This window comes from Phytobacter palmae (genome assembly GCF_039409775.1).
In the GTDB taxonomy this organism is placed as follows: domain Bacteria; phylum Pseudomonadota; class Gammaproteobacteria; order Enterobacterales; family Enterobacteriaceae; genus Phytobacter; species Phytobacter palmae.
On record NZ_JBCIVJ010000005.1, the window covers coordinates 125362 to 137443 of the forward strand.

General features: G+C 52.5%; 9 protein-coding genes. 5 read left to right on the plus strand and 4 right to left on the minus strand.

Annotated features, from left to right (window positions below; all coding sequences use genetic code 11):
- Positions 1-22 precede the first annotated feature (22 nt).
- Positions 23-1363: a glucarate dehydratase gene (gene gudD, locus AAIG39_RS08525; protein WP_343193625.1), complete on the minus strand. Its 1341-nt coding sequence runs from the start codon at positions 1361-1363 to the stop codon at positions 23-25.
- 1480 nt (positions 1364-2843) lie between these two features.
- Positions 2844-3845, minus strand: coding sequence for a sensor domain-containing diguanylate cyclase (locus tag AAIG39_RS08530; protein ID WP_090088639.1), 1002 nt, complete (start codon positions 3843-3845; stop codon positions 2844-2846).
- 180 nt (positions 3846-4025) lie between these two features.
- Here AAIG39_RS08530 and AAIG39_RS08535 point away from each other — a divergent pair, with 180 nt between their 5' ends.
- Complete coding sequence (locus AAIG39_RS08535) at positions 4026-4889, plus strand: aldo/keto reductase family oxidoreductase (protein WP_249572887.1); 864 nt, start codon at positions 4026-4028, stop codon at positions 4887-4889.
- A gap of 88 nt (positions 4890-4977) precedes the next feature.
- Here the strand turns inward: AAIG39_RS08535 and AAIG39_RS08540 are convergent, their stop codons facing one another.
- A complete protein-coding gene (locus AAIG39_RS08540) occupies positions 4978-6120 on the minus strand; it encodes a trans-sulfuration enzyme family protein (protein WP_343193626.1) in 1143 nt (380 codons plus the stop codon).
- Between the two features lie 10 nt (positions 6121-6130).
- A complete protein-coding gene (locus AAIG39_RS08545) occupies positions 6131-7501 on the minus strand; it encodes a pyridoxal-phosphate dependent enzyme (protein ID WP_090088632.1) in 1371 nt (456 codons plus the stop codon).
- A 395-nt stretch (positions 7502-7896) separates the two neighbouring features.
- On the opposite strand from AAIG39_RS08545, the gene AAIG39_RS08550 reads away from it, so the two are divergent.
- From AAIG39_RS08550 to AAIG39_RS08565, 4 genes are all read left to right on the plus strand, one after another.
- Positions 7897-8916, plus strand: coding sequence for a methionine ABC transporter ATP-binding protein (locus AAIG39_RS08550; RefSeq protein WP_343193627.1), 1020 nt, complete (start codon positions 7897-7899; stop codon positions 8914-8916).
- Positions 8909-9577 carry a methionine ABC transporter permease gene (locus tag AAIG39_RS08555; protein ID WP_090088628.1) on the plus strand — a complete coding sequence of 223 codons (669 nt, stop codon included), beginning with the start codon at positions 8909-8911 and terminating at the stop codon, positions 9575-9577. Before AAIG39_RS08550 ends, AAIG39_RS08555 begins: the two co-directional genes overlap by 8 nt.
- Positions 9578-9597: 20 nt before the next feature.
- On the plus strand, positions 9598-10410 hold the full coding sequence (locus AAIG39_RS08560; RefSeq protein WP_249572883.1) for a MetQ/NlpA family ABC transporter substrate-binding protein: 813 nt from the start codon (positions 9598-9600) through the stop codon (positions 10408-10410).
- A gap of 159 nt (positions 10411-10569) precedes the next feature.
- The gene (locus AAIG39_RS08565) at positions 10570-11751 is read left to right on the plus strand and encodes an acetyl-CoA C-acetyltransferase (protein ID WP_090088624.1); all 1182 of its coding nucleotides are present in this window, start codon (positions 10570-10572) and stop codon (positions 11749-11751) included.
- The last annotated feature ends 331 nt before the right edge of the window (positions 11752-12082 follow it).

The window sequence follows — 12082 nt, forward strand, 5'->3', positions numbered from 1 at the left end:
GCCTTGTATGAATCACAACGTGTTAACGCACCATGCAGGGACGTTTGTTGTCGAACGTCCAGCCGGGGATAAGGTACTGCATCCCCGCTGCATCGTCGCGCGCGCCCAGACCGTGTTTCTGGTACAGCTCGTGCGCCTTCATTACCTGCTCCATATCCAGCTCCACCCCCAGACCCGGCGTCGCCGGCACCTGCACCCTGCCGCCTTTGATTTCAAACGGTTCTCTGGTCAGGCGCTGGTTGCCCTCCTGCCAGATCCAGTGGGTGTCGATGGCGGTGATGTTGCCCGGCGCGGCGGCCGCCACGTGGGTGAACATCGCCAGCGAGATGTCGAAGTGGTTGTTGGAGTGGGAACCCCACGTCAGGCCGAACTCATGGCACATCTGCGCCACACGCACGGAGCCCTGCATGGTCCAGAAGTGCGGGTCCGCCAGCGGAATATCCACCGACTGCAGGGAGAGCGTGTGACCCATCTGACGCCAGTCGGTGGCAATCATATTGGTCGCGGTCGGCAGGCCGGTGGCGCGGCGGAACTCCGCCATCACTTCACGCCCGGAGAAGCCCTGCTCTGCGCCGCACGGATCTTCCGCGTAAGCCAGCACGCCTTTGAGGTATTTACCGATTTTTATCGCTTCATTCAGGGACCATGCGCCGTTCGGATCGAGGGTGACGCGGGCCTGCGGGAAGCGCTTCGCCAGGGCGACAATGGATTCCGCTTCCTCTTCACCGGCCAGCACGCCGCCTTTGAGTTTGAAGTCACTGAAGCCGTATTTTTCATAGGCAGCTTCGGCCAGACGCACGACAGCATCCGGGGTCATTGCCTCTTCATGGCGCAGGCGGTACCAGTCGCATTTATCGTCCGGCTGGCTCTGGTAGGGCAGTGGGGTCGCCTTACGGTTGCCGACGAAGAACAGGTAGCCAAGCATTTCCACTTCGCTGCGCTGCTGGCCGTCGCCGAGCAGAGAGGCGACGTTAACGCCCAGATGTTTGCCCAGCAGGTCGAGCATCGCGGATTCGATGGCGGTGACCACGTGGATGGTGGTGCGCAGGTCAAAGGTCTGCAGGCCACGGCCCGCAGCATCGCGGTCAGCAAAGGCGCTGCGCACCGCGTTGAGGACATTTTTGTAGGCGCCGAGGGTTTTGCCGACTATCAGCGGTGCCGCGTCTTCAAGGGTCCGGCGTATTTTTTCGCCGCCGGGGACTTCGCCGACGCCGGTATTGCCGGCGTTATCGGTGATGATAACGATGTTCCGGGTGAAGAACGGGGCATGCGCGCCGCTCAGGTTCATCAGCATGCTGTCATGCCCGGCAACCGGGATGACTTTGACGGATGTTACGACTGGAGTTGAAGACTGGCCTGACATAATTCCTCCTGCGGATAGATGGTAACCGAATAGCTTCGTCATAAACGGTCATCTGCCATGGATAAAAACGTGGTGCTGAATTGCGTGTTGTCAGGATTCTATGATGTTAATTACAACAAAAATAGACTGATTATATGCTTCATTGATTCAATAATTGAATCAATAAAAAGACGCAGGTTCATCATTAATTCTTTTATTATTAGTTAGTTGTGTCGCTTTTGCGGATAAGGTTCCGATGCGGAGCGTCATTAAAATGTGATCAGGTACAGGCGAGAGAAAAACGGAAAATGAACATGCTTTAGGGGGAGGAGCTTGCCGCAAAATATCGGCAAATTAACCAAATTATAGGCATTTTGTTTCTCTTTTTCGTTGTGCTTTTGCCTGTTTTTACAGCCTGAAATAAAGCTTTTTCCTGTCATTTGCCTGATGTGCCGCGACGGTATTCACGAAACAAAGCTTCGATGTAACATTTACGTTAAAACAGGCCCGGGCGAGTCCCTCAACCCATTCACAAATTAACATTGATGAGTTTGCGCTATCAGAGGGATGAAAGCGTGAAAACCTGGCTTTGCCGTTATGTATAGCGTCAAAACAGCACGGCTACAGAAAAATGGTTGCGTTGTCGTTTTGGAAAGCAAATGCGATGGGAGTCACGAATTTTTTCATCCTGAGAGGGAAACTGCCTGGATTGAATTGCTGGTGCGGAGAAGGAGCAAATCAGCACTCGCCTCTTGTTGTGTAGAAAAATATCCGCCATTTATTTTGATGCAAAACGTATCTTCGTGGGCGCTAAATTCCCGGCATTAGCTGGTTGGGCGAAACATCATCCCCGCAGCGAAATTATGCCTGTGCGAGATCTTCGCATTTACGCTCAGCCTGTTTTGTCCGGGAATAGACAGCACCAGGATATATCATCTGAAGGCTTTTATTTTCTGGCCGTTATTAAACACAATGACGGCTTATCGTTTTCAGCATCAGTGATAGCAAATAAATTCCTGGCGTGACTCAGGGCATGTGACGACCATAATGATACATAGAAGGCGTGCTTGTGATTTTACTTTGGCTTTTCCAGCAGGTTACTTTCACGTTAGCGTACTAAATTTCAACCACCGCAAGAACTTGCGAAGCAGTAAAAGAACGCCGAGGAATGCAACTGTGCCAGTGATATTGGGTGCGTTAATCAACAGGGTATTACTGGTGGAATAGTGATGAACTGAAAGTTCAGGTTTCTGACTAAATCTGAATTTTATGATATCTGATAAAAATAAATACATCATGATAGATGTGACTTAACTAAAATTTTTACATGAAACGACGCGGTCTATTCGCAATCAGAAAAGGCATTGCTTTTTATTAATAAATGGATTGCTGAACAAAAGGGGCTCTAAAATAATGGCTGAATTTTCAGCGGTATTATTTCAAAAAAACAGGAGGGCAAATATTCATTCACCCTCGTGGTAATTGCCTGTACTCCGGCGGGCTATGAGTTTTCGCTGGATTTATGCGCCTGCGTCGGGTTTAGTGGCGGTTTTTTTCTTTCCAGATACATCACATGCTCGCTGTTGTTCATCATCTCCAGCAAATTGCCGTGTTTGTCCGGATCGTACTCTACGATGCCGTAAGAATAGTGAAGCCGGAATTTTTTCATTGATTTTTCATTGAGATCATCAATTTTTGACTGCAAGCTGAACAGGAAGGTATCCACATCCCGGTCATCGTCATGGCCTAACAGGATGACAAACTTGCCCCCTTCCAGGCGTGCGGCAACGTCATTCTTTTTCATACAGCGCAGGAGCGCTGAGGCAAATTTTTTGAGTGTGCTATCGCCTTCGTTATGACCAAAAAATTCATTAATAGCGGTAATGTTTTCCACATCAAGGTAAATGAGGCTAAACGATCTTTTATTATCAGTTAACCATGAGAAGCGTTTATCACCCAGTTTGTAAAAACCGCGCTTATTGGGTAATTCGGTCAGCGTATCCGTCATCGCCATACTGATGATATGAAACTCATCCTCGACAATGGCGCCCAGATCGAGCAACGAGTTGATATTTTCTGGGGTAAAATCACGCGGTTTGTCGTCAATAATACATATTGTACCTGCAATTGAGCCATCTGGCAGACGTACCGGGCAGCCTGCGTAAAAACGTATATGTGGTTCACCAATAACAAACGGGTTATCGTGAAAACGTTCATCCACACTGGTGTCTTTCACAATAAAAATCCCCTGTGCCAGGATCGCATGTGCACAGAAAGATATATTGCGAGATGTCTCACGGACTTTCACTTCTCCGCTGCAGGAAACCAGCCATTGTCGATCACGATCTAACAGGCTGATTATGCCTATTGGAACGTCAAACGCCGTTTTTGCCAGACGAGTCAGGCGATCTAAGCGCTCGTCATCCTTTTTATCGAGCAGGTCCATCATATAAAGAGATTTAAGACGCTCGGTTTCGTTTTCTGGTATTTCAGGAAATTTCATAGTGAGGCCTCATTAGCTATAGATTTACTATATCAGAGGTTTTTTATTTAGGTAGCGCCTCAAGGCCCACCTTTACGTTGTATTAGAAATATCCTCCTCATGTAGCATGGCACAGATTACGCTGTTGCCTCTGCCTGCGCCGTCCTACAATGTGTTCACTTATCACCCAGGAGGTATTCCATGTCTCAACCCACGCTTACTTATCGTCTTGGCGACCGCGAGGTTGGTCGTCTTGGCTATGGCGCAATGCAACTGGCCGGTCCAGGCGTGTTCGGACCGCCGGCTGACGAAGCGAAGGCGATTCAGGTGCTTCGTGATGCCGTATCGGCTGGTGTAAATCATATCGATACCAGCGACTTCTATGGTCCGCATATTACTAACCAGATAATCAAAAAAGCGCTGCATCCTTATCCGTCAGAGTTGTGCATCGTGACGAAAGTGGGAGCGCGTCGTGATGACAAAGCCAACTGGCTGCCTGCGTTTAGCGCCGGGGAACTGACCCGTGCGGTAGAAGATAACCTGCGTAATCTTGGCCTTGATGCCATAGAAGTGGTCAATTTGCGCAGCATGCATGGTGTGCATGGACCGGCGGAAGGTTCGCTGGAAGCTGAACTGGAAACCCTGATCGCCTTAAAAGAGCGCGGGTTGATCCGTCATATCGGACTGAGTAATGTGACGGCGAAGCAGGTTGCTGATGCCCAGTCGATGACGCCGATTGTCTGTGTACAGAATATGTATAACGTGGCCAACCGTGAGGATGATGCGCTGATTGATGTGCTGAACGCACAGGGCATTGCCTATGTACCGTTCTTCCCGCTGGGTGGGTTTACGCCGCTGCAATCTGGTGAACTGAACGCGGTGGCGCAACGTTTGAATGCCACGCCGATGCAGGTCGCGCTGGCCTGGCTGCTGCAACGCTCGCCCAATATTCTGTTGATTCCTGGCACCTCTTCGCCTGCGCATCTGCAGGAAAACCTGGCCAGTGCGCAGCTGACACTGCCGGAAGATGCGCTGGATATTCTCAACGGTATCGATAAGCGCTAAGCCGAACGTCCCCTCATCCGGGAGGGGACCGATCGAGCGCGATTTGTAACCCCGGTAAGCATAGCGCCACCGGGGAAGAGGAATCACGTTACGCCAGCGCCTGCTGCCAGTCGGCAATCAAATCGTCCACCCCTTCGATTCCCACGGATAACCGAATCAACTGCGGTGTAATGCCATTCGCCAGTCGCTGCTCCAGCGGAATAGATGCGTGCGTCATGCTGTAGGGCTGGCTTACCAGACTCTCCACACCGCCCAGACTTTCGGCGAGGGTGAACAGTTTTAGCTTACTGATTATATGAGCGGCATGCTGGTCATCGCCTTTCACCACGACGGAAATCATGCCGCCGGGCAGTGCCATTTGCTTGCGCGCCAGCGCATGATGCGGGTGCGACGGCAGCCACGGGAACCATACTTTTTCGACCTGCGGCTGTTGCTCCAGCCACTGCGCCAGGGCCAGTGCGTTGCTGCTGTGGCGCTCGATACGCAGCGAGAGCGTGCGGATACCGCGTAGCGTCAGGAAACTGCTGAACGGGTCAAGCACGCCGCCTACGGCGTTTTGCAAATAGCCCAGTTTTTCAGCCAGCGGCGGATTATCGCCCACGACCGCCAGCCCGGCCACCACGTCAGAATGGCCGTTCAGGTATTTGGTGGCGGAGTGAACCACAATATCGAAGCCGAGCTCAATGGGGCGGTGGATAACCGGCGAGGCAAAGGTATTATCCGCCACGCTGAGGATCTTGTGCCGTTTCGCGATCGTCGCAATCGCTTCCAGATCCGCCAGTTTAAGCAGCGGGTTGGTGGGCGTCTCAACCCAGATCATCCGCGTGTCCGGGCGAATGGCAGTCTCCAGCCCCGCCAGATCGTCGGGCTTCACCCAGCTCACCCGCAGGCCGGTGCTGCGTTTGCGTACATTTTCAATCAGGCGGTACGTGCCGCCGTAAACATCATCCACCGCAACGATATGGCTATCTTTATCCAGTAATTCCAGTACCGTAGAGATGGCCGCCAGCCCGGAGGCAAAGGCATAACCACGCGTGCCGCCTTCGAGTTCAGCGATCGCCGTCTCCAGTGCGTGACGAGTGGGGTTGCCGCTGCGGGAATATTCATAGCCCGTATGCTGACCAGGCGCAGGCTGCGCAAAAGTGGACGTGGCATAAATCGGCGGCATCACTGCGCCGTGCTGGTCGGTGAATGTGCCACTGTGCACGCTCAAAGTATTCAACGTTTTCATCTGTACTCCTTTATTGTTCCAGGCGGTTACGCCAGGTGGTCAGGACATCGCTGCGGGTAATCAGGCCGAGAAAGCGGTCATTGTCGGCAATCACTGCCACCAGGCCCCGGTCAAAAATGGCTTTTAGCGCACTTTCCGGCGCGTGCTTGTCGAGGATTTCCACATTACGGGTCATCGCCTCTTTCACGGGTGATGAAAAACGCGCGCTATCACCCTGCACATGACTTATCAGATCCCATTCATCAACGATGCCGACGACACGGCCATTTTCCAGCACCGGCAGTTGCGAGAAGTCATACAGACGCATGCGTGCCAGTACGGCGGCCAGGGTGTCATCCGGAGCGGCAGTGACGGTGGCGCCTTCGTCATGGCGCAGGGCAATGAAATCGGTTAAATCACCGCGCGTCGGGCGGCTTAATAATCCCTGCTGTCGCATCCAGTCATCGTTAAACATTTTGGAGAGATATTTGTTACCGCTGTCGCAGGCGAGCGTCACCACACGTTTGGCGGTGGTCTGCGCCTGGCAGTAACGCAGTGCGGCACTGAGCAGCGTCCCGGTTGAAGAACCGGCCAGTACCCCTTCGGTTTGTAGCAGGGCGCGCGCGGCGGCGAATGCCTCGGCATCGGTAACACGGTAGGCCGTATGAACCCCCTCGATATGGGCCAACGGTGGGATAAAATCCTCACCGATCCCTTCGACCAGCCAGGAGCCAGGCTCACCGTACTGCCCGGTTTCGACCTGATCGGCAAGTATTGAACCTGCCGGGTCGGCAAGGATAAATTGGGTTTTCGGCGAATGTTCGGCAAACCACGCCTGCAATCCCCCCAGCGTGCCACCAGAACCAACCCCAACGACAATCGCGTCGATATCACCGTCGAGCTGGGCATAAATTTCCGGCGCGGTGGTACTAAAGTGCGCCAGCGGATTGGCTTCGTTATTAAACTGGTCGATGTAAAACGCCCCCGGCGTCTCCCGTGCCAGGCGGCGGGCATAATCCTGATAATAGGCCGGGTGTCCTTTGTTGACGTCAGAGCGCGTTAATACCACTTTCGCCCCCAGCGCCCGCAGGTGGAAGATCTTCTCCCGGCTCATTTTGTCCGGCACCACCAGAATCAATGAGTAGCCTTTTTGCGCGGCAATCAGCGCCAGCCCAAGGCCAGTATTGCCTGCCGTCGCCTCTATGATGGTTCCACCGGGCTGTAAATGGCCCAGTCGTTCAGCTTCGTTAATCATCGACAGCGCAACGCGGTCTTTGATTGAGCCGCCAGGATTCTGGTTTTCCAGTTTCAGGAACAGGCTGCAGGGGCCGGTCTCCAGTTTATGAAGCTCAAGAAGCGGGGTCTGGCCGATAAGTTCACTAATCGAATGCAGTACTGACATGGTTAATCACCCACAGATAAACGTGATGAGCGGATGATAGGTCTGTCATTTTGCCTGTTTAAAGAACGTTTATCCGGTGATTAGAACAAAAAGAAATATGAAGTGCTATTTAGACATCAGGAGGGAAAGGTGGTTAGCCGTCCGGATGTGTTGATTTCCAGAAAATGGCATTTTTGCTCTGTTTTTAGCCACTTTTCCGGGGTTCTTCCTGTGGATTATGCGTTTAGCAGATAACCATTGCTGAATTTAATCATTAGACGGAAGCGTGAGAATCGCCGCCGTTTAGCGTTAATAGTTATATGTAATGTCTATTTAGTTATTTGAATTATATTCATGACTGATTATTATCGTTTGGACTTCCATACTGCTAAACCGCCAAACGGAAAAGTAACGTAATGATCGTTCTCAGGAATATTTCTAAGATTTTCGACCAGGGAAAGGCGTCGATTACCGCCGTGGACAGCGTCAATCTGTCGGTTGAGCAGGGGCAAATTTACGGGATTATCGGCTACAGCGGCGCCGGGAAAAGTACGCTGATTCGTCTGCTGAATGGTCTGGAAAAACCGACTTCCGGCAGCGTAGTGATAAACGGCCAGGACATCTCAGCGGCAAAAGGCGAGCAGTTGCGCCAGGCCCGTCTGAAAATCAGTATGGTCTTCCAGCACTTCAACCTGCTGTGGTCGCGCACAGTGGCGGAAAACATCGCCTTTTCTATGCAGATTGCCGGTGCGCCAAAAGCAAAAATCAGGGCGCGCGTGGCGGAACTGATTGAGCTTGTGGGATTGAAAGGCCGTGAAAATGCTTACCCGTCGCAGTTGAGCGGCGGGCAAAAACAGCGCGTGGGGATTGCCCGTGCGCTGGCAAACAACCCCGATGTTCTGCTTTGCGATGAGGCGACATCGGCGCTGGATCCGCAGACGACCGATCAAATCCTCGATCTGCTGCTGGATATTAACCGTCGCTTCCAACTGACGATTGTCTTGATCACCCATGAAATGCATGTGGTGCGCAAAATCTGCGACCGCGTGGCAGTGATGGAAAACGGTAGTGTGGTGGAAGAGGGGGATGTGATCAGCGTTTTCACGCATCCACAGCAGCCAATCACTCGCCAGTTTGTTCGCCAGATTAGCCAGTATGAGGAAGCAGAGTTTAATCCTGATTTGAACGCGGATCTCGACGGTACTGTAATCAAGCTGACCTTTACCGGGCATAGCACCCATCAACCGGTTGTCGGGGAACTGACGCTGCGCTATGGCCTGCCGTTCAATATTTTGCATGGAAAAATGACCCAAACCGCGCATGGCGTGTTTGGTCAACTGTGGGTGCATGTCGTCGCCACAGAGGAACAGGTAAACAATATCCTCGCGGATTTACGCCATAGCGATATTGAAGGCGAGGTGATTAAACATGATTGAGACACTATTTCCGCACCTGAAACTGGCCCAGCTTTGGGCGGCCACGCAGGAGACGCTGTACATGACGGCACTCTCTGGCGCGGCAACCTTTGTATTAGGGATCATGCTGGGGCTGGCGCTGTTTTTAACCGCCCGCGGTGGGTTATTTCAAAACCGCGCGCTCTATAGCGTGATCTCGATTGTGGTGAACGTGTTCCGCTCGATCCCGTTCATTATCCTGATTGTTCTGCTGATTCCGTTTACCAAAACGATTATCGGCACCATTCTCGGGGCGAATGCTGCGCTGCCTGCGCTGATAGTCGGGGCCGCGCCATTTTATGCTCGCCTGGTAGAGATTGCCCTGCGTGAAGTGGACAAAGGGGTTATCGAGGCGACCCGCTCAATGGGGGCCCGGCTTAGCACACTGATTTTTCGGGTTTTACTGCCTGAATCATCGCCTGCACTGGTTTCCGGTATCACGGTGACGCTGATTGCTCTGGTGAGCTACAGCGCCATGGCCGGGGTAATCGGCGCGGGTGGCTTAGGAAATCTGGCTTATCTGGAAGGATTCCAGCGCAACCACGGCGACGTCACGCTGGTGGCGACAGTGACCATCCTGATCATTGTCTTCATCATCCAGTTCTGCGGCGACGCAATTACTTCTCTGTTAGATAAACGCTAATAAAATTAGGGAAACACATCATGAAAAAAACACTGACACTGATTGCCGCCATGACTTTGGGGGCGATGAGCTTCTCCTCCTGGGCTGACAAACTGACCGTTGGCGCTTCCAACGTGCCGCACGCTGAAATCCTGGAACAGGCGAAACCAATTCTGGCGAAGCAAGGTATCGATCTGGAGATCAAACCGTTCCAGGACTATATTCTGCCGAACACCGCACTGGCGGGCCGTGAAATTGATGCCAACTATTTTCAGCACATTCCGTACCTGAACAGCGTACTGAAAGATCACGAGGGTGATAAAACCTATGATTTTGTCAGCGCTGGCGCGATTCACATTGAGCCTATCGGTATCTACTCCAAAAAATACAAGTCGCTGAAAGAGCTGCCGCAGGGTGGCAAAATCATCATGCGTGACGCGGTATCCGAAGAGGGCCGTATCCTCTCTATCTTCGAAAAAGAGGGCGTGATCAAACTGAAACCGGGCGTGGATAAAGTCTCTGCGCGTATCAGCGATATCGTTGAGAATCCGAAAAAGCTGCAGTTCCAGCCAAACGTAGAAGCGGCACTGTTACCGCAAATGTATAACAACAACGAAGGTGACGCAGTGGTGATCAACGCCAACTACGCCATCGACGCGGGCCTGGACCCGGTACACGATCCAATCGCCGTTGAAAGCGGTGAGAACAACCCGTATGCCAACATCATTACCGTACATCGTGGCGATGAGAAGAAAAAAGATATCGTAGCGCTGGTGAACGTGCTGCACTCAAAAGAGATTCAGGACTGGATCCGCACCAAATATAAAGGTGCTGTAATCCCGGTAAACAACTAATTACGGCTGTTTCTGTGCGGCGGGTTTTCCCGTCGCACCTCCTTCCCCAAATCTGTTCCTGCCCCCCTGTGTGATGAATCTCACCGATTTTAAACAATTAAGATAATACTTGATAACAACGTACTACTATTGCCTGGGTCAATTTGCGCTGAGGTAGAAATGAAAGATGTCGTTATCGTTGCTGCGGTTCGCACGCCTATCGGCTGTTTTCAGGGGGCGCTATCGCACCATTCTGCCGTTGAACTGGGAAGCTATGTCGTCCAGGCGCTTCTCGATCGCAGCGGGGTTCACCCTAATACCGTTGACGAAGTTATTTTAGGCCAGGTGCTTACTGCAGGCGCCGGGCAAAACCCTGCCCGCCAGTCGGCGATCAAAGGCGGCCTGCCGATGACGGTTTCGGCTATTACTATTAATGATGTGTGCGGATCAGGGTTGAAAGCGCTGCATCTGGCGTCGCAGGCGATTCAGTGCGGGGAAGCCGATGTGGTCATTGCGGGCGGCCAGGAGAATATGAGCCGCGCTCCCCATGTGCTGACCGACAGCCGTACCGGGGCGCGATTGGGCAATAGTCAGCTTATAGATAGCCTGGTTCACGACGGGTTATGGGATGCCTTCAACGATTACCATATGGGCGTGACCGCAGAAAATCTGGCGCGGGAGTACGGTATCAGCCGTGCCCATCAGGATGACTGGGCGCTCCGTTCGCAGCAAAAAGCGCGTGCTGCTATTGATTCCGGGCGTTTTCGCGAAGAAATCGTGCCGGTGAAAGCGCTGTCTGCCGATGGGCGACCGCTACTGGTCGATACCGATGAGCAACCGCGCACCGACGCCAGCGCAGAAGGGCTGGCCAGACTCTCCCCGGCATTTGAACTGACGGGCTCCGTCACTGCGGGTAACGCCTCGTCCATTAATGACGGCGCCGCCGCTGTGATGATGATGAGTGAAGCCAAAGCGCAAGAGTTGAACCTGCCGGTGATGGCGCGTATCCGCGCCTTTGCCAGCGTGGGTGTCGATCCCGCTCTGATGGGCATCGCGCCAGTGTATGCCACGCGTCGCTGCCTTGAGCGTGTGGGCTGGCATCTGGACGACATCGATCTGATCGAGGCCAATGAGGCCTATGCCGCGCAGGCGCTGTCTGTCGGTAAAGTACTCGAATGGGATGAAAAGCGGGTCAATGTAAATGGCGGCGCCATTGCGCTTGGCCATCCTATCGGCGCATCCGGCTGCCGTATTCTGGTCTCACTGGTGCATGAAATGAAAAAACGCAATGCCCGTAAAGGGCTGGCGACGTTATGTATCGGTGGCGGGCAGGGTGTAGCGCTGGCGATAGAACGCGACTAAGTTCTTACAGATAACAACCCTTCGATTATAAAAAAAAGCCCTCCGTTAAGGAGGGCAAGGCCAGTTACAGAAACACTAACTCAAACGTCCCCGGGCAACGCACCGCGCTACCCTGTTGTTTCTTTGTCGATTTTCCCTTGTGTATACGCATTTAATTTTATGCCGTTATACACGCCATCAACATTTCAAAAATTCGATATCAATTTATCAAAACATCGTTTTACTTTGTGTGACAGCCTGCGCAGTTTAAAAGAAAAGGCAGCGTGTATCATCCAAAAAAAGCGATAGCATTGCGGTATCAAAAAAGATCTTAGATTTCACGCAGTAAAAC

What these genes read in the sequence shown, in the direction of transcription:
- gudD (WP_343193625.1), bottom strand. Translation starts at nt 1,363, where the DNA reads ATGTCAGGCCAGTCTTCAACTCCAGTCGTAACATCCGTCAAAGTCATC.
- AAIG39_RS08530 (WP_090088639.1), bottom strand. Translation starts at nt 3,845, where the DNA reads ATGAAATTTCCTGAAATACCAGAAAACGAAACCGAGCGTCTTAAATCT.
- AAIG39_RS08535 (WP_249572887.1), top strand. Translation starts at nt 4,026, where the DNA reads ATGTCTCAACCCACGCTTACTTATCGTCTTGGCGACCGCGAGGTTGGT.
- AAIG39_RS08540 (WP_343193626.1), bottom strand. Translation starts at nt 6,120, where the DNA reads ATGAAAACGTTGAATACTTTGAGCGTGCACAGTGGCACATTCACCGAC.
- AAIG39_RS08545 (WP_090088632.1), bottom strand. Translation starts at nt 7,501, where the DNA reads ATGTCAGTACTGCATTCGATTAGTGAACTTATCGGCCAGACCCCGCTT.
- AAIG39_RS08550 (WP_343193627.1), top strand. Translation starts at nt 7,897, where the DNA reads ATGATCGTTCTCAGGAATATTTCTAAGATTTTCGACCAGGGAAAGGCG.
- AAIG39_RS08555 (WP_090088628.1), top strand. Translation starts at nt 8,909, where the DNA reads ATGATTGAGACACTATTTCCGCACCTGAAACTGGCCCAGCTTTGGGCG.
- AAIG39_RS08560 (WP_249572883.1), top strand. Translation starts at nt 9,598, where the DNA reads ATGAAAAAAACACTGACACTGATTGCCGCCATGACTTTGGGGGCGATG.
- AAIG39_RS08565 (WP_090088624.1), top strand. Translation starts at nt 10,570, where the DNA reads ATGAAAGATGTCGTTATCGTTGCTGCGGTTCGCACGCCTATCGGCTGT.